The following is an 18135-nucleotide window of genomic DNA, read 5'->3' as shown; positions in this document are numbered from 1 at the left end:
TTGAAGAGCAAGCCCTGGCGGCGCGCCAGGGCTTGCTCTTCAATGGCGGCCGCGCCTTGTTCCGATCCAGGGGATTTCCGATGGCCGCCGCGGCACCGCTCGACAGGCTCAGCCTGGATTTCTGCCGGCTGGCCGAGGCCTATGCCGCCGGCCTGGCGCCCGAGGCGCTGCTGGCCGAGGTGCTGCGCCGCCTCGAGGCCGCGGCCGACCCGGCGATCTGGATCAGCCGCCGCCCGCCGGCCGAGATCCTGGCCGAGGCCGCGCGCCTGCCCGCCCGCCGCGCTGCCGGCGAATGCCTGCCCCTGTACGGCCTGCCTTTCGCGGTGAAGGACAATCTGGACGTGGCCGGCCTGCCGACCACCGCCGCCTGCCCGGATTTTTCCCATTACCCGGCCGAGACGGCAGCGGCCGTGGCGCGGCTGACCGCGGCCGGCGCGGTGCTGCTGGGCAAGACCAACCTGGACCAGTTCGCCACCGGGCTGGTCGGCACCCGCTCGCCCTATGGGGTGCCGCGCAATCCCTTCGATCCGGCGATGATCCCGGGCGGGTCGAGCTCCGGCTCGGCGGTGGCGGTGGCGCGGGGCCTGGCGAGCTTCAGCCTGGGCACCGACACCGCCGGGTCGGGCCGCATCCCTGCCGCCTTCAACAACATCGTCGGCCTGAAGCCCAGCCGCGGCCTGGTCAGCAACCATGGCATGGTGCCGGCCTGCCGCTCGCTGGACTGCGTGTCCGTCTTCGCCCTGACGGTGGAGGATGCCGCCGCCGTCGCGGCCGTCATCGCCGGCTTCGACCCGCGCGATGCCTGGTCGCGCGCGGCACCCGCGGGTTTTTCCGCCCGCGTCCCGGCGCCCGCCGCCTTCCGCTTCGCCATCCCGCGTGCCGCCGATCGCGACTTCCTGGGCGATGCCGAGGGGGAGGCGCTGTTCCAGGCCAGCGTCGCCCGCCTGCAGGCCCTGGGCGGCATCGCGGAGGACATCGACTTCGCGCCCTTCCAGGAGGTCGCGCGGCTGCTCTACGGGCCTTTCGTCGCCGAGCGCACCCATGCCCTGCGCGAGTGGCTGGCCGAGCGCCCCGACAGCCTGCATCCCGTCACCCATGCCATCATTGCCAAGGGCTTGGCCTATTCGGGGCTGGAGATCCTCGACGCGCGGCAGCGGCTGCAGGCCCTGGCCCAGGCCATTGCGCCGCTTTGGTCGCGCATCGACTGCCTGGTGGTGCCGACCGCCGCGCGCGGCTTCTCGGTGGACGAGATCGCCGCCGAGCCGATCGCCTGCAACACGGCGCTGGGCCGCTACACCAATTTCACCAATCTGCTCGACCTGGCCGGCCTGGCCGTGCCGGGCGGCTTCGACAGCCGAGGTTTCCCGGCCGGCGTCACCCTGCTGGCGCCGGCCTTCCATGACGGGCTGCTGGCCGGCCTCGGGGCCGCCCTGCAGCGCGCCGCCGACCTGCCGCTGGGCGCGACCGGCGCGGCGCTGCCGCCCGCCGCCGCTGCGCCGCCGCCGGCGACCCAGCCGATGGTCGAGATCGCCGTCTTCGGCGCGCATCTGGAGGGGCAGCCTTTGAACCCGGCGCTGCGGGCGCTGGGCGGCGTGCTGCGCAGCACCTGCCACACCGAGCCCTGCTACCGCCTGCTGGCCCTGCCCGGCGCCCTGCCGCGCCCCGGCCTGCTGCCCGCCCGCGACGGCGTCGCCATCGAGGGCGAGGTCTGGGCGCTGCCATCCGCCGCACTGGCCGCCTTTCTCGCCACCATCGCGGCGCCGCTCGGCCTTGGCCAGGTCCGGTTGCAGGGCGGCCCGGCGCTGGGCTTCATCTGCGAAGGCGGCGTCGAGGGGGCGGTGGATATCAGCGCCCATGGCGGCTGGCGGGCGTATCGCGCTGCGACCGCCGCCGCTGCCTGACGCTGGGCGGCGCCGACGCCCCGGCCTATAGAGCCGCGATGGACACCGCCACCGTCGCCTCCCTGCTGCTGGACACGCCGGATGGCGCACGCCTTGCTCTCTACCGCCTTGGCCGCCGCGACGCGCCGCCGCTGCTCTGGGGGCATGCCAATGGCTTCGCCGTCGGCTCCTATCCGGCGCTGCTGGCCGATCTGGCGCGCGATCATGACCTCTGGGCCTGGGATGCCCGCGGCCATGGCGAGTCCAGCCTGCCGGAGGGCCTCCCCGTCGCCGAGGCGGTGACGCTGGACCGCCTGGCCGCCGATGCGCGGCGGGTGGCGGAGGCGGTGCGTGACGCGACCGGCGCCTGGCCGCGGGGGGCGGCGCATTCCTTCTCCGGCCTCGCCATGCTGCTGGCCGCCGTGCCCTGGCCGGACCTGACCCTGTTCGAGCCGCCGATCATGACGCCGGCCCTGCTGGAGCGCCCGGAGATCCGCGAGGGCATGCGCCAGCGCGTCGCCGCCACCCTGTTCCGCCGCCGGCTGTGGGACGGCCCGGCGCAGCTGTTCGCCCGCCTGCGCCCGCACCCGGCCTATGCGCTGATCGACGACGCGGCGCTGCTGACCCATGCCACCGCCCAGTTGCGCGCCGAGGCCGCCGGCTGGCGCCTGCGCTGCGCCCCGGAGACCGAGGCCGCCATCTACCAGGCCGTCGGCAATGCCACGGTGTTCGAGTCGTTGCCCGGGGTGACCGTGCCCTGCCGCTTCGTGGCCAGCGACACCGAGGCCGGCGACTGGCTGCGCGGAGTGCAGCCGCTGGCCGCCGCCGCCTGCCACGGCCAGGCCCTGGTGCTGCCGCGCACGACGCATTTCCTGCCGCTGGAGAACCCGGCCGGCGCCGCGGCGCTGCTGCGGCCACCGGGCTGAGCCCTCCGCAGAAAGCCTCTTGCGTCCAGCGATGTTTGCGCCTTCGCTGGCCGCATGGTGGAAACCGCGCTGCCGGCCGACCGCGCCTCAGCCCCCCTGCCCGGGAATGCGGGCGGGGCGCCGGCCGTGTTGAAAGTGGCCGCCGTCACCCGCCGCTTCTTCGGCGTGGCGGCGCTGGACGGTGTCGGCTTCGCCGTGCCGGCCGGGCGCATCACCGGGCTGATCGGGCCGAACGGCGCCGGCAAATCGACCCTGCTGAACGTCGTCTCCGGCCTGCTGCGGCCCGATGCCGGGCAGGTCCGCTTCGAGGGCGATGACGTCACGGGCATGAAGCCGCATCGGCTGGCGGCGCGCGGGCTGACCCGCACCTTCCAGATCGCCCGCGGCTTCCCGAAGATGAGCGTCTTCCAGCACCTGATGCTCTATGGCCCGCGCCAGCCGGGCGAGCGGCTGCTGCAGGCGCCGATGTGGTCGCGCGCGGCGCGTGACCGCGAGGCCGAGCTCGCCGAGCGGGCGCTCGCCATCGCTGGCCGCCTACGTCTTTCGCCCTTGTTGGACGCCCCCGTCACCGCCTTGTCCGGCGGCCAGAAGAAGCTGGTGGAAATCGGCCGCACCCTGATGGCCGAGCCGCGCATGATCCTGCTGGATGAGCCGATGGCGGGGGTGAACCCGTCGCTCGGCGCCGAGATCGCCGCGCATCTGCAGGCGCTGAACGCCGAGGGTATTTCCCTGTGCCTGGTCGAGCATGACATGGCGCTGATCCGCCAGCTCTGCCACCACGTCGTCGTCATGGCGGAAGGCCGCACCTTGGTGACCGGCAGCTTCGACGAGGTGGTGGAAAACGCCGAGGTGCAGGAAGCCTATCTGGGGCGCCGGCATTGACCGCCGCGCTGATCGCCGAAGGCCTGGTTGCCGGCTATGGCGCCGCCGAGCAGATCCTGAAGGGCGCCTCGGTCGCGGTGCAGCCCGGCGAGATCGTGACGATCATCGGCCCGAACGGCGCCGGCAAGTCGACGCTGCTGAAGGCGGTGGCGGGTCTTTTGAAGATTGCCGAGGGCCGCGTCGCCGTCGCCGGCCGCGACGTGACGGCGCAGGACGCCATCGGCCGGGCACGCGCGGGCCTGGCCTTCGTGCCGCAGGAGGCCAATGTCTTCGCCCGCCTCAGCGTGGCTGAAAACCTGTCGATCAGCGGCTTCCTCGATCCGAAGGGATCGGCCACTGAACTCGAAAAAATCTATGCCCGTTATCCGATGCTGGCGGGCAAGCGGCGGGCGCTGGCGCGCAGCCTGTCGGGCGGGCAGCGGCAGATCCTGGCCATGGCCATGGGGCTGATGCAGCAGCCCACGATGATGCTGCTGGACGAGCCCACCGCCGGCCTGTCGCCCCGCGCGGCGGAAGAGCTGTTCGCGGCGGTGATCGACCTGAACCGCGCCGGCCTGCCGGTGCTGATGGTCGAGCAGCATGCGGTGGAGGCGCTGCGCATCTCCCACCGCGGCTATGTGCTGGTCGCCGGGCGCAACAGCGTCGAGGGCGCAGGCCCGGCGCTGGCCGAGGATCCGGACATTCGCAGGCTGTTCCTGGGTGGTTGAGCAAAAGCCCGCAAACGGGCGAGGGGAGAGAGTGAGATGACCGCGTCTTTCGCTGATCTGTCGCGCCGTTCGCTGCTGGCGACGGCGGCCCTGGCGCCGCTGGTCCTGCCGCGCATCCTGCGCGCCGAGGGCCAGGGGCCGCTGCGCATCGCCGCCCTCTCGCCGCTGACCGGCGCCGGCGGCACCTATGGCCCGGCCATGGTCAAGGCGATCCGCGCCGTGGTCGAGGAGGCCAACAAGGCCGGCGGCATCCTGGGCCGCCCGGTCGAGCTGGTGGCCGAGGACGACCAGACCAACCCCGAGGCCGCCGTCCGCGCCGCGCGCAAGCTGATCGATGTCGACCGGGTCGCCGCGATCTGCGGCGTCTGGGCGTCGTCGGTCGCCGCCGCCGTCGCGCCGCTCTGCTGGGAGAGCGGCACCTTCATGATGGCCACCGCCGGCGCCGATGCGCTGACCGCCCTGCCGCATCGCGGCTTCTTCGCCCGCACCCAGCCGAACACCACGCTGCAAGGCAAAAAGTTCGGCGAGTTCGCGCTGAGCCAGGGCGCCAAGAAGATCGTCATGCTGTCGCCGCAGACGCCTTTCGCGCAGAGCCAGTACGAGAACATCGCCGCCGCGGTGAAGCCGGCCGGCGGCACCGCGGAGCTGCTGATCTACGACGACAAGAAGCCCTCCTACCGCACCGAGGTGCAGCAGGCGCTGCGCGGGCGGCCGGATGCCATCGTGCTCGGCGGCTACCTGCCCGACACCACCGTGCTGGTGAAGGACCTGCTGCGCGCCGGCTTCACCGGCACCCGCATCGCCTTCGCCTATTCGGTCAACCAGAAGCTGATCGAAAGCGTCCCCGCCGACACCGTCGAAGGCATCTTCACCATCGCGCCCTCGCCGGCGGAGGGGTCGCCGGCCTGGAAGCACATGGCCTCGATCGCCGGCACCGACAGCCCCGATCCCTATTCGACCCAGAGCTACGACCAGGCCAATCTTCTGCTGCTGGCCATGCAGGCCGCCGGCACCGCCAGCGGCACCGCCATCCGCGACACGCTGAGAAAGGTCAGCCAGGCGCCGGGCGGCACCAAGGTCGGCAGCATCACCGAGGGGCTGGCGGCGCTGAAGGCCGGCCAGGCCATCAACTACGAAGGCGCCAGCGGCCCCTGCGACTTCACCGAAAGCGGCGACATCATCGACTGCCAGTTCCGCTACGAGCAGGTGAAGTCCGGCAAGCTGACCCTGCTGCGCATCGCCTGACCGCATGGAAGCCCTGCTGCAGGCGGTGGTGAACGGGCTGCTGGCGGGGTCGCTGATCGCGGTCCCCGCTGTCGGCTTCACCGCCATCTTCGCCATCCTGCGCTACCCCAGCTTCGCCATCGCCGGCTATGTCTCGGTCGGCGCCTTCGCCGGCTGGGCGGCGAACACCATGCTGGGCTTCGGCGCGCCGCTGGCGGTGCTGGTGGCCTTCGCCGCCGGCGCCGCGGCGGGGCTGCTCTGCGAGCTCGGCGCGCTGCGGCGGCTGATGCCGGCCGGCGCCCTGACGGTGGCCATCGCCTCCATCGCCGTGAACCTCATTCTTGAAAACATACTGCGGTTCTTCTTCGGCAACGATCTCCGGGGTTTTGATCTTCCGATCCAGCCCGACCTGATCATCGGCGGCATCTTCGTGGGTCTGCAGCAGATCTGGAACCTGGTCCTCGCCGTGGCCGTCGTCGCGGCCGTCTTCGCCTTCCTGATGTTCACCCGCTTCGGCCGCGCCATGCGCGCCGTCGCCGACAACCCGGATCTCGCGCGGCTGAAGGGCATCGACCCGGCGCGGATCGCCGCCATCGCCGTCGCGCTCGGCGCCGGGCTGGCCGGGGCAGGGGGGGTGCTGCTCGGCCTCGACACCTCGATCGACCCGATGACCGGCTATCGCGTGCTGCTCTCGGTCTTCGCCGCCGCGGTGCTGGGCGGGCTGGGCTCGATCCCCGGGGCCGTCGCCGGGGCCCTGGCGCTGGGCATCGCGGAAGAACTGGCGCTGCTTGTCGTCCCCGCCACCTACCGCACCGGCGTCGGCTTCGTCGCCATCCTGCTGATCCTGACCTTCCGCCCGCGCGGGCTGCTGGGCGAGAGGGCGGCCTGATGCTGTCCTACCTGCTCTTCTCGGTGACCATCGGCGGCATCTACGCGCTGCTGTCCCTCGCGCTGAACCTGGCCTGGGGCGGCGCCGGGCTGGTCAATCTGGGCCTCGCCGGCTTCTTCGGCATCGGCGCCTATGCCACCGCGCTGGCCACCGGCGCCGGCGCGCCGCTCGCCATCGGGCTCGTCGTCGCCATGGCGGCCGGCGTGCTGGCCGGGCTGGCCATCACCGGCCTGACGCTCCGGCTGCGCGACGACTACCTGGCCATCGTCACCTTGGGCTTCGGCGAGATCGTCCGCCTGGTGGCGCTGAACGAGCGCTGGCTGACCAATGGCGCCGACGGCATGTCCGGCATCCTGGCCCCGGGCAAGGCGGCGCTGGGCGTCGCCGGCTTCAACCAGGCCTGGGCGGCGGGCGTCACGCTGCTGGTCATCCTCGTCTGGCTGCTGCTGCGCCGCCTGGACCAGAGCCCCTTCGGCCGCGCGCTGCGCGCCGTGCGCGAGGACCAGGAGCTCGCAGGCTTCGCCGGAAAGCCGGTGCTGCGGCTGAAATACCAGGCCTTCGCCCTGTCCGCGGCGGTCGCGGCGCTGGCCGGCGCGCTCTACGCCCATTTCCAGTCCTATATCTCGCCCGACCACTTCCAGCCGCTGATCACAATCTACATCTTCCTGGCCGTCACCGCCGGCGGCATCGGCCGCCCCGTCGGCGCGGTGCTCGGCGCCTATTGCGTGGTCGCCTTCCTGGAAGCCACCCGCTTCCTGGCCGCTGTCGTCCCCGGCATCGAGGCGGTGCAGGTCGCCGCCCTGCGCGAGGCCCTGGTCGGCCTGTCCCTGCTGCTGGTGCTGCATCTGCGGCCCAAGGGCATCCTGCCCGAGCGCATCCCTCCTGCCCCGAAGGCGCCCTCATGACCGAGCTGCTCGCCCGCCTGGCCGAACCTGGCCAGCCCGAAACCCTCTACCGCGCCCTGCAGGAAGAGACCCAGCGCCTCGTCGGCCACAAGCTGTTCACGCTGCTCTATGTCGACGGCGCCGATGTCGCCCGCGTCTGGTCCAGCCACCCGGCCGAATACCCGACCTCCGGCCGCAAGACGATGGGCGCGACCCCCTGGGGTGCGCATGTGCTCACGGGTGGCAAGCCCTATCTCGGGAAGGACAAGGCCGGCATCCGCTGGGCCTTCTACGACCATGCGCTCATCGAAAGCATGGGGCTCGGCTCGGTGATCAACCTGCCCGTCCGCTACGACGGCGAGACCATCGGCACCTGCAACCTGCTGGACGCCGAGCACCACTACGATGAGGAAAAACTCAGCAAGATCCACCATCTTGCGCCGCTCTTGATCCCTGCTTTCTTGGAAGCCAGAAGAAAGTAAGCGCGGGGGGAGGTATCCCCCCGCACCCCCTTCTATTTTTGGAACTCAAAAAGATGAGCACCACCTTCTTCAGCAACGCGCGGATCGTCGACGGCACCGCCGCGGAGCCCTCCGAACCCCAGGGCGTCGTCGTCGAAGGCGGCCGCATCCGCGAGGTCTCGCCCACCGCCAAGGCCCCGGCAGGCGCCACGGTGATCGACGTCAAGGGCAAGACCCTGATGCCCGGGCTGATCGACGCCCATGTCCATGTCGTCGCCGTCGAGGCCAGCCTCGGCCGCAATGCGACGCTGCCCGACAGCCTGATCATGGCCCGCTCCATCAAGCTGATGGGCGAGATGCTGGACCGCGGCTTCACCACCGTCCGCGACGTCGGCGGCGCCGACCACGGCCAGGTGCTGGCCACCGAGCAGGGCTATGTCCGCGGCCCCCGCCTGGTGATCTCCGGCAAGGCGCTCAGCCAGTCCGGCGGGCATTGCGACTTCCGCGGGCCCTTCGACAACGCCCCCAGCCAATTCGAAGGCCGCCTCGGCGCGCTCGGCCGGCTGTGCGACGGCGTCCCCGAAGTCCGCCGCGCCGCGCGCCAGGAAATCAAGGCCGGCGCCCGCTTCATTAAGATCATGGCCAATGGCGGCGTCGCCTCGCCGACCGACCCGATCCATTTCCTCGGCTTCTCCCGCGAGGAGATCACCGCGGCGGTGGAAGAGGCACGCAATGCCGGCGGCTATGTCTCCGCGCATCTCTACACCGACGAGGGCATCCGCCGCGCCGTCGAATGCGGCGTCCATTCGCTGGAGCACTGCAACCTGATCACCCTGGAGACCGCGCGTTTCGCGGCCGAGCAGGGCGCGGTCGCGGTGCCGACGCTGGTGACCTACGACAAGCTGTCCGAGGAAGGCGAGGCGCTGGGCATCGGCGCCGAGGCCGTGGGCAAGGTCGACGACGTCCGGCTGAAGGGCATGGAGTCGCTGTCGATCATGGCCGAGGCCGGGCTGCCGATGGCCTATGGCAGTGACCTGCTGGGCCCGATGCACCGCCACCAGTCGGAGGAATTCGTCATCCGCGGGCGCGTGCTGCCGGCACAGCAGGTGATCGCGTCTGCCACGTACATCGCGGCTCGGCTTTGCCGCTTGGAAGGTCAGATCGGCGTCGTGGCCGAGGGCGCCTTCGCCGACTTGATTGTCGTCGATGGCAATCCCTTGGCCGATCTGTCGCTGCTGACCGGCCAAGGCCGCTCGATGTCGGTTTTGATGAAAGGCGGCGTTATTTTGAAGAAATAGAGGGGGGATTCGGGGGGATACTTCCCCCCGACCTTTCTTTTACGCCCAGTTTCGCGCGGTGAAGTCCATCGCGAAGGACCCCGATGGCTTCCAGCCGATGTCCTTCCGCTTGCCGGTGAAGTTCACCGTCTGGTGCAGCACGGTATAGGCGGGGTCGTCGCGCTCGCAGATCTGCAGCATCTGGCGCAGCGCCTTGCGGCGGGTTTCCAGGTCGGTCGAGGTCTGCAGCGCTTCGAGCGCCTTGGCCGCGTCGTCGTTGCGCCATTCGCCGCTGGCCCATTGCTGGCCGCCGGGGCCGAAGGCGGCCATGGCGCCGACGGGGTCGTTGAAGAAGGCGGTGTTGGAATTGTCGCGCAGGCCCCGGCCGGCATCGGCCTGCAGGATCTGCGACCAGTTCTCCTTCATCTCGATGACCACGTTCAATCCGGCCTGGCGCCAGCCTTCATGCAGCACCTGCGCCGTCGGCGTCTGGTTGGTGTAGTAGTTGTTCAGCAGGCGATAGGGGATGGGCTCGCCCTTGTAGCCGGCCTCGGTCAGCAGGCGGCGGGCCTCGGCCAGGTCGAAGCGCGGGGCTTCCCAGTCGGCCAGCGTCATCGGGCCGAAGAAGTCGAACTGCATGCCGCGCGGCACGCCGCCGGCGCCGTCCCACAGCGCGTCGACGATGCCCTGGCGATCGATCGAATGGGTGATGGCGCGGCGGATGCGGGCGTCGCGCAGCACGGCATGGCTTTTGTCGAAGGCGGTGACGCGGTGGTTGGCGATGGCGCGGCCCAGCACCTCGTGGCGCGGGCTGCCGCGGACGACGGCGATCTGGTCGGGCGGCAGGTCGCAGGCGAAGTCGTAGTCGCCGGCGCGGAGGCCGTTCACGCGGCTGGACACCTCGGGCACCTGGACGAAGCGGATGCTGCGCAGCGGCGGGCGGCCGGCCCAGTGGGCGTCATTGGCTTCTAGAAGAAGAAAACTGTCGGGGCGATAGTCGGCGATGCGGTAGGGGCCGGTGCCGATCGGCTTGCGCGCCCAGGTCAGCCAGTCCGGCGCGGCCTCGAAGGCGCGGCGGCTGATGACGGCGCCGGCGGGGCGGGCCAGCCGGCCTTCCAGCGTCACGTCGGGCAGCTTGTTGACCAGGCGCAGGGTGCGGGCGTCCATTACCTGCATCCGCTCGAAGCCGGGGAAGGCCAGGCGGGCGATGGCCGGCACCTCGGGCGGCGGCTGGCGGGTGCCGGCGCCGGCCGTGGTCGAGGTGAAGAGGCCGCCCGCGGGTGCGGCGCTGCCGTCGCCCCACATGTGCTCAGGCCCGAAGGTGAAGGCCACGTCCTCGGCGGTCAGCGGGCTGCCGTCGTGGAAGCGGACATCGGGGCGCAGCACCAGCTCCAGCGTGCGGTCGTCGATGCGGCGCCAGGATTCCGCCAGCGCCGGGCGCAGCGACATGTCGCCGACCCAGTCCAGGTCGATCAGCGGCTCCAGGAAGCTGGCGACGACGCGGGTCATCACGTTGGACTGCTCGCGCAGCGGCTCCAGCGTGTTGGAGGTGCTGATGGTCTGCACCGCGACAGTGATGGCAGGGCGCTGGTCGGCCTGGGCGATGGCGAAGCGCGGCAGGCTGGCCGCGGCGCCGAGGCCGAGCAGGGCGCGGCGGGGAAGGGCGATGGTCATGGACGTCGTTCCGGGCGGAGGAAGGGGGCAGAGACTGCGCGCCGCTTCCTGCATCCGCTTGACGGCGCCGTGACATCTCGGCGTCAGCCGGGGCTCAGCTGGGTCCAGTCCGGCCGCAGTACCTCCAGCAGGGCCTCGCAGGCCGGGTTGTCGGCGCCCTCCCGCCAGGCGAGCATCAGCTCGGCCGCCGGGATGCCGGGGCCGGCCAGCGGGCGCAGCACCACCTCCGCCTGGCGCAGCCGCTCCGCCGCCTGCGGCACCACGGCGACGCCCAGGCCGGCGCCGACCAGCGCCAGGATCGAATGCGTCTGGCTGATGAATTGCAGCCGCACCGGCGCCACCCCGGCCTGGCGGAACAGGCCGAGGATCAGGTCGTGGAAATACCGCCCCTCGACGGGGGGGAAGGTGATCAGTGCCTCGCCTTCCAGCGCCGGGATCTCGATCTCGCTGGCCTCCGCCAGCCGGTGGCCGCGCGGCAGGGCCAGGCGCAGCGCCTCGCGCTGGACCAGGGCGGTGCGCAACCCCGCGACCGGCGGCTGCGGCCGCAGCAAAGCGAGATCCACCTGGCCCGCCTGCAGCGCCGCCACCTGGTCCTGCGACACCATCTCCCGCAGGCTGAGCTCGATCTCCGGCAGTCGCGCCCGCGCGACGCCGACCAGCCGCGGCAGCACGCCATAGCCGGAGGAGGCGGTGAAGCCGATGGTGATCTGCCCGCGCTGCCCCTGCGCCACCCGCCGCGCCTGCTGCGTGGCGTTCTCCGCCGCCTGCAGCAGCCGCCGCGCGTCGCGGAGAAAAGCCTCGCCCGCGGGCGTCAGCCGCACCGCCCGGCTGCCGCGCAGCAGCAGCACCAGGCCCAGCTGCCGCTCCAGCTGCTGGATCTGCCGGCTGAGCGGCGGCTGGGTCATGTTCAGCCGGGCGGCGGCGCGGTGGAAATGCAGCTCCTCGGCGACGGCGACGAAGCAGCGGAGCTGGCTGAACTCGAACATCGATGCAGTATCGGCATCAACCGATGCCAAAACAAGCTTGGACGGGTATCGGGCGGCCGCGCTTAGCTGGGCCGATATAAAAATGACCGCCGGAGGGTCCAAGTTCATGAATCGCCGTCACCTGCTGCAGGCCGGCCTGGCCGCGGCCGCCGTCTCGCCGCTCGCCGCGCCTGCGCTGCGCGCCCAGGGCTTCGACCACACCATCCGCATCATCGTCCCCAATGCCCCGGGCGGCACCAGCGACATCCTGGCGCGGCTCCTGGCGCCGGAGCTGACCAAGGCGCTCGGCCAGTCGGTGGTGGTCGAGAACCGCGCGGGGGCGGCCGGCAATATCGGCGCCGATGCCGTGGCCAAGAGCCCGCCCGACGGCCACAGCCTGCTGCTGATGGATGTCTCGACGCTGGCGATCAACCCGGCGCTGTTCCCGCGCATCCCCTTCGACGTGCAGCGCGACCTGGCGCCGGTCTCGATGGTGATCTACGCGCCCTATCTGCTGGCCACCAAGAACGCCCTGCCGGTGACCGACGCCGCGTCCCTGGCGGCGTATCTGAAGGACAAGCGCAACAGCATCAACCTGGCCAATGCCGGCGTCGGCAGCATGACCCACCTGACCGCGGTCGAGCTCGGCGCGCATCTGGGCGGCGACCTGCTGCAGGTGCCCTATCGCGGCGGCGCGCCGGCGCTGCTGGCGGTCGCCTCGGGCGAGGCCGACATGATCATCAACGGCGCGACGGCCACCCAGCCCTATGTGGTCAACGGCCAGATGCGCGGCATCGCCGTCTCCGGCCCGACCCGGCTGACCGCGCTGCCCAACGTGCCGACCTTCAAGGAGCTCGGCTGGCCGATGGACGACGCCGGCACCTGGCAGGGCATCCTGGTCCAGGGCAACACGCCCAAGCCGCTGATCGAGAAGCTGGACCAGGAGCTGCGCAAGGTCGTCGCCCAGCCGGCCATCGCCACCCGCATCGCCGACCTCGGCGGCGTGCCGCGCACCGACGGGCCCGACCACTTCCGCACCTGGCTGACCCAGGCGACGCAGAGCTTCGGCGACATCGTGCGGAAGCATAACATCAAGCCTGAGTAAGCAAGGCCGGGGGAAAGAATTCCCCCGGACCCCCATCTTCTTTTTGGAGTGAAAGCATGAGTGTTGCCATGGCCGCGGGGCTGCGGCGGCCACAGGCCGAACTTGCCTCCCTCGCCACCCGCCTCTTCGAGGCCGCAGGCATGCAGCCGGACAAAGCCGAAAGCCTCGGCCGCATCCTGGTGCTGACCGACATGATGGGCCGCTACACCCACGGCCTGGCCCAGGTGAAAGCCTATCTCGAGCAGGTCGAGAATGGCGGCATGACCAAATCTGGCACGCCCGACATCATCCGCGACACCGGCGCCACCTTCGTCTGGGACGGCAACTACCTGCCCGGCCCCTGGCTGGTCGAGCAGGCCATGACCCAGGCCTTGGACCGTGTCGCCGAGCACGGCGTCGTCACCTTCGCCATGCGCCGCAGCCACCATATCGGCTGCCTGGCCGCCCTGGCCAAGCAGGCGACGGATGCCGGCTGCTTCGTCATGCTGGCTTCCTCCGGCCCGCACAGCAAGATCGTGGCGCCGCATGGCGGGCGCGAGGCGCTGTTCAGCCCGAACCCCTTCGCCATCGGCTTCCCGGCCGGCGATTTTCCGGTGCTGGTCGATATCTCCGCCTCGATCACCACGGTGTCGATGACGCGGGAAAAGGTCGCCGCCGGCACGCAGTTCGAGCATCCCTGGCTGCTCGACAGCGACGGCCGCCCGACCCGTGATCCGAGCGTCATGGAGCGCGCCACCGACCGCGGCAGCCTGCTGCTGCTCGGCGGCCAGGAGGCCGGGCACAAGGGCTTCGGCCTGGCGCTGATGGTGGAGGCCTTGACCCAGGGCCTGGCCGGCCATGGCCGCCGCGACGCCCCCACCCGCTGGGGCGCCAGCGTCTACCTGCAGCTGATCGACCCCGCCGCCTTCAGCGGCCGCGAGGCCTTCCTCGACCAGATGGAGTTCCTGGCCGAGCGCTGCCACGCCAATGCGCCGATCGACCCCGACCGCCCCGTCCGCCTGCCCGGCGAGCAGGCCGACCGCAAGATCGCCGAGGCGCTGCGCGACGGCGTGCCCCTGTCCGAGACCACGGTCGGCGCGCTGAAAAGCTGGGCGGATAAGCTCGGTGTCGCCGCCGGGGTGCTGGACTGAGGTATCCCGATCCGGCTGCGAAATTTTTTTGCTGTCGCAGCTTCTCGCCCCGCTGACGCATGGCTGCAGCGTTGCTAAACAGTTGTTGAAGCCTGGGCTTGCCGGCGCTGCCCGCCGCGCAAGCCCAGGGCACCGGTCCCGCACCAGGCGATGTCGTCATCCGCCGGGACACAGGGCCAGCACGCCGTGCCATCAGTCAGCTACGTCGCCCTCACGGGCAATCGGGACATCGACGGCCTGCTCTCCGGCCTGCGCTGGGGCACCACCAACCTCAGCTACAGCTTCCCGGAATACGGCGCCTTCTTCGACCGGGGCTATGGCTGGGGCGAGCCGAACAACAATTTCGAGCCCTTCAGCGCGCAGCAGCGCGCCGTGGTGCGCCAGCACCTCAACGACATCGCGGCGGTCACCAACCTCAGCTTCAGCGAGACCGGCGAGCGGGCCTCGCAGGTCGGCGACCTGCGCTACGGCATGTCGGATTACCCCGGCACCGCCCATGCCTACTACCCGAGCAGCGCGGGGAATGGCGGCGACAGCTGGTACAACAATTCCGGCCGGCAGTATGACAATCCCGGCTTCGGCAACTACGCCTATCTCGCCGTCCTGCACGAGACCGGCCATGCGCTCGGCCTGAAGCACCCGCATGAGAGCGGCACGACGCTCTCCTACGACCATGACTCGATGGAATACTCGGTCATGAGCTATCGCAGCCATGTCGGCGCGTCGCTGGATGGCTACCGCAACGAGGCCTGGGGCTTCGCCCAGACCCTGATGATGAACGACATCGCCGCGCTGCAGGTGATGTACGGCGCCGATTTCGGCACGCGCGCCGACAACACCCATTACAGCTGGAGCCCGGAGACCGGGCAGATGTTCGTCAACGGCGCCGGCGCCGCCCGCCCGGGCGACAACCGCGTCTTCATGACCGTCTGGGACGGCGGCGGCACCGACACCTACGACCTGTCCAACTACTGGAACTCGGTCACCATCGACCTGCGCCCCGGCCAGTGGACGACGACGGCCGACTGGCAGCGCGCCGATCTGGGCGACGGCTACAAGGCGCGCGGCAATGTCGCCAATGCGCTGCTCTACAACGGCGACACCCGCTCGCTGATCGAGAACGCCATCGCCACCGAGTCCAACGACACCATCCATGGCAACAGCGCCGGCAATGTCATCGACGGCCGCGGCGGCTGGGACACGGTGGTGCTGGCCGGCAGCCGCTCGGACTACCTGATGGACGGCACCAGCGGCTATGTCACCGCCGAGGGCTTCGGCGTGCTCGACAGCCTGCTGCGCGTCGAATACGTCCGCTTCGAGAATGGCGGCGCCGCCGACAGCATCGAGAACATCATCGGCGCCGACGACTTCCGCAACGCCATCGGCGACGGCAGCAAGCGCATGGGCGCGCTCTGGGTCGATGGCGCGGCACGCGGCCGCATCGAGGCCTGGAACGACACCGACGTCTTCGCCATCACCCTGCAGGGCGGCCGCAGCTACAGCTTCGAGCTGCGCGGCCTAGACCTGCTCGGCGGCAACCTGGCAGATTCGCTGCTCGAGCTGCGCGACGCCGGCGGCAGGCTGCTGGCGATCAACGACAACCACCGCACGCGCGACGCCCATATCGACCACCGCATCGCCACCGACGGCACCTACTACCTGCAGGCGCGCAGCTCGGGCGGCACCACCGGCGTCTACACCATCACCGCCACCCTTGCCGACGACTATCGCGACGTCGCCGGCGAGACCACGGCGCCGCTCGGCAGCATCGCCACCGGCCAGTCGCGCCGCGGCGAGATCGAGGCTGGCGGCGACGTCGACCTCTTCGCCGTCACGCTGCGCGCCGGGCAGCGCTATGTCTTCGACCTGCGCGGCACGCTCGACGGCGGCAGCCAGCCAGCGCCGGTGACGCTGGAGCTCTGGCAGGGCAACACGCGGATCCAGGCCGGCACCACCCATGCCCTGACCGGCGACGGCTTCCTGGCCTTCACCGCGGCCCAGGCGGGCACCTATGACCTGCGCGCCAGCTTCGCCTCGGCCGGGCAGACCGGCAGTTACACGCTGCGCGCCGCTGCCGGCGACGGCGACGACTTCCGCGACACGCTGGCCGACAGCACCGCGGCGCTGGGCATGCTGGCGCGCGGCCAGAGCGTCAGCGGCAGCATCGGCAAGTCGGGCGATGCCGATGTCTTCGCGATCCGGCTGGCGGCGGGGGAATCCTATGCCTTCGACCTGCGCGGGCGCGGCGCCGGGGCGGGCACGCTGGGCGACGGCTATCTCGAGCTGCGCGACGCCAACAACGTCCTGGTGGCGCGCAACGACAACGGCGCGACGCGCGACGCCGCGCTGGAATTCACCCCCGCGGCGGATGGGATCTACTATCTGAAGGCGCGCGGCGTGGGCAGCTCGACCGGCAGCTACACGCTGGTGACCGGCGTGCCGGACGACTTTGCCGACAGCCGGGCGGACAGGAGCGATCCGGTGGGTGCGCTGGTGCTCGGGGTCGGGAAGGCAGGCCAGATCGAGACCGCGGGGGACGCGGATCTTTTCTCGGTCTCGCTGCGTGCCGGCACCTGGTATGAGGCGGTGCTGCAGCATGCCGGCATCCAAGATGTCGCCCTGCTCTTGTCGCAGGGCGGCGGCGCCACCCTGGCCAGCGCCTCCACCCTCACCGACGGCAGCCTTCGCCTGGTCTATCGCGCGGAAACCAGCGGCAGCTACAATCTGCTGGTCAACGGGCCGTCCAGGCCAGGCAGCTATCAGCTCACCGTCCGCGATGGCCTTTCGGATGACCATCCCGATCAGGTGGTCAGCGGCGGCGCCTATGCACCGCTCGAGGTTCGCGGCGCGGCGACCAAGGGCGGCATCGACACCGCCGGCGATGCCGACGTCTTCGCCGTCACCCTGTCCTCCTCCTTCAGCTATCGCTTCCATCTGGCGGCCAGCGATGGCCTGGATGGCGTGCTGGAACTCTACCGGGGCAACGGGACCCGGGTCGCGCGGGGCACTCCCTCCGACGGCGGCGACGTCCTGCTGGATCTGTCGCCGGCCACGTCGGGGACCTTCTATGTGCGGGTGGCGTCGGATTACCAGACGTCAGGCCGATACGAGCTGAGCACGATCTCGGCGGCGCGCGGCAAGCTCGACGACTATCGCGACGTGATCACCGATGCGAGCGAGCCCCTCGGACGGTTCGATGGGCCGATCGAAAGCGGTCGTCTGGAAACCGGTTCCGACCGGGATGTCTTCAGCCTCTATCTCAGCGAGCGGACCCGATACACCGTCGAATTGGACGGTTCCGGCATCCAGGATGCCGGTCCGCAGTTTCGCCTGGTGCTGATCCATCCGACCGGCAGGGAAGTCGTCCAGACTGTCGACAGGACGGGCACCGGCCATGCGCAATTCGACTTCTCTCCCCTGAGCAGCGGCACCTATCACCTGTCGGTCAGTGACGATGCCCAGGTCGGAGGAGACTATTCGCTGGTGCTTCGGTCGAAGATCGTGCCCAGGATGGCTGAGATCGATGCGTCGGCGCCGATCACCCAGCCCGAGCAGGACCTCGTCTTCGGCTAAGCCGCGCAACGCCGCCGGCGGCCATCGGCCGCCGGCAAACCGGAAAAACTACTTCGCGAGGTCCTGGGCGCGCTTCAGCGCCGAGGTGAAGCCGTTCAGCGAGACGTTGAAGGTCACCGGCTCGCCGCTGCCCAGATTCTCGGCCGTCACCTTCAGCACATTGCCGCGCTGCAGCGCGCGGCTGCCGGCGGCGTCGAGGTTCAGCGGCGCCAGGCAGCCGGCCTCGATGCAAGTGTTGAAGGCGCGGACCGGGCCGAAGGGCTGGTCGTCCAGCGCCAGGGTGTTGCCGGCATCCAGCCGCAGGCCGAAGGGCATCAGCAGCATGCCGTTCAGCTCGTCATTGGCGGCCGGGCGGACCTCCATGGTGAAGACGCGGCGGCCGGTCTGGTTGTTCCCCTGGCTCTGCGAGATGGCGCAGACCTTGCGGCCGTCCTGCCCGCCGCAATTGACCATCCAGTCGCCATGCTCCTCGTTCACCGAGCGGGCGCCGCCGGGGAAGGTCACCGGGGCGGCCGGCGCCGGCGTCGCAGGCTGGGCGCCGGGGGCGGCCGGGGTCGC

General features: G+C 70.8%; 15 protein-coding genes. 12 read left to right on the top strand and 3 right to left on the bottom strand.

Going from position 1 to position 18135, the window contains the following annotated elements; genetic code table 11:
• From atzF to BKE38_RS17575, 9 genes are all read left to right on the top strand, one after another.
• Positions 1–1901 (top strand): allophanate hydrolase (gene atzF / locus BKE38_RS17615; protein ID WP_367595908.1); only part of this gene is annotated, 1901 nt, incomplete at its 5' end.
• Positions 1902–1939: 38 nt separating this feature from the next.
• Positions 1940–2806: an alpha/beta fold hydrolase gene (locus BKE38_RS17610; protein WP_076958582.1), complete on the top strand. Its 867-nt coding sequence runs from the start codon at positions 1940–1942 to the stop codon at positions 2804–2806.
• A gap of 126 nt (positions 2807–2932) precedes the next feature.
• The gene (locus tag BKE38_RS17605; protein ID WP_242662448.1) at positions 2933–3688 is read left to right on the top strand and encodes an ABC transporter ATP-binding protein; all 756 of its coding nucleotides are present in this window, start codon (positions 2933–2935) and stop codon (positions 3686–3688) included.
• On the top strand, positions 3685–4395 hold the full coding sequence (locus BKE38_RS17600) for an ABC transporter ATP-binding protein (protein ID WP_076958581.1): 711 nt from the start codon (positions 3685–3687) through the stop codon (positions 4393–4395). Before BKE38_RS17605 ends, BKE38_RS17600 begins: the two co-directional genes overlap by 4 nt.
• Positions 4396–4431: 36 nt before the next feature.
• The gene (locus tag BKE38_RS17595) at positions 4432–5640 is read left to right on the top strand and encodes an ABC transporter substrate-binding protein (protein WP_076958580.1); all 1209 of its coding nucleotides are present in this window, start codon (positions 4432–4434) and stop codon (positions 5638–5640) included.
• A gap of 4 nt (positions 5641–5644) precedes the next feature.
• Positions 5645–6508, top strand: coding sequence for a branched-chain amino acid ABC transporter permease (locus tag BKE38_RS17590; RefSeq protein WP_076958579.1), 864 nt, complete (start codon positions 5645–5647; stop codon positions 6506–6508).
• The gene (locus BKE38_RS17585; protein WP_076958578.1) at positions 6508–7413 is read left to right on the top strand and encodes a branched-chain amino acid ABC transporter permease; all 906 of its coding nucleotides are present in this window, start codon (positions 6508–6510) and stop codon (positions 7411–7413) included. The genes BKE38_RS17590 and BKE38_RS17585 overlap by 1 nt, the downstream gene beginning before the upstream one ends.
• Positions 7410–7874 (top strand): GAF domain-containing protein, encoded by a 465-nt coding sequence (locus BKE38_RS17580; RefSeq protein WP_076958577.1) that lies wholly within the window; start codon positions 7410–7412, stop codon positions 7872–7874. The genes BKE38_RS17585 and BKE38_RS17580 overlap by 4 nt, the downstream gene beginning before the upstream one ends.
• A gap of 53 nt (positions 7875–7927) precedes the next feature.
• On the top strand, positions 7928–9151 hold the full coding sequence (locus BKE38_RS17575) for a metal-dependent hydrolase family protein (protein ID WP_076958576.1): 1224 nt from the start codon (positions 7928–7930) through the stop codon (positions 9149–9151).
• A 39-nt stretch (positions 9152–9190) separates the two neighbouring features.
• Here BKE38_RS17575 and BKE38_RS17570 read toward each other — a convergent pair whose 3' ends face one another.
• Together BKE38_RS17570 and BKE38_RS17565 are read right to left on the bottom strand one after the other, a co-directional pair.
• Positions 9191–10804: an ABC transporter substrate-binding protein gene (locus tag BKE38_RS17570; RefSeq protein ID WP_076958575.1), complete on the bottom strand. Its 1614-nt coding sequence runs from the start codon at positions 10802–10804 to the stop codon at positions 9191–9193.
• Positions 10805–10887: 83 nt separating this feature from the next.
• The gene (locus BKE38_RS17565) at positions 10888–11790 is read right to left on the bottom strand and encodes a LysR family transcriptional regulator (RefSeq protein WP_076958574.1); all 903 of its coding nucleotides are present in this window, start codon (positions 11788–11790) and stop codon (positions 10888–10890) included.
• Positions 11791–11896: 106 nt separating this feature from the next.
• Here BKE38_RS17565 and BKE38_RS17560 point away from each other — a divergent pair, with 106 nt between their 5' ends.
• From BKE38_RS17560 to BKE38_RS17550, 3 genes are all read left to right on the top strand, one after another.
• A complete protein-coding gene (locus tag BKE38_RS17560; RefSeq protein ID WP_076958573.1) occupies positions 11897–12874 on the top strand; it encodes a Bug family tripartite tricarboxylate transporter substrate binding protein in 978 nt (325 codons plus the stop codon).
• A gap of 56 nt (positions 12875–12930) precedes the next feature.
• Entirely contained in the window at positions 12931–14004 is a 1074-nt protein-coding gene (locus BKE38_RS17555; protein ID WP_242662446.1) for an Ldh family oxidoreductase, read from the top strand.
• Between the two features lie 186 nt (positions 14005–14190).
• Complete coding sequence (locus BKE38_RS17550) at positions 14191–17577, top strand: M10 family metallopeptidase (RefSeq protein WP_076958571.1); 3387 nt, start codon at positions 14191–14193, stop codon at positions 17575–17577.
• A 48-nt stretch (positions 17578–17625) separates the two neighbouring features.
• Here BKE38_RS17550 and BKE38_RS17545 read toward each other — a convergent pair.
• The coding region (locus tag BKE38_RS17545) for an invasion associated locus B family protein (protein ID WP_076958570.1) at positions 17626–18135 on the bottom strand (510 nt) is incomplete at its 5' end.

Origin of the sequence: Teichococcus deserti (genome assembly GCF_001982615.1) — a bacterium.
GTDB lineage: Bacteria > Pseudomonadota > Alphaproteobacteria > Acetobacterales > Acetobacteraceae > Pseudoroseomonas > Pseudoroseomonas deserti.
Note: the sequence above shows the minus strand (reverse complement) of the source record. Positions and strands in the feature narration are given on the sequence as shown.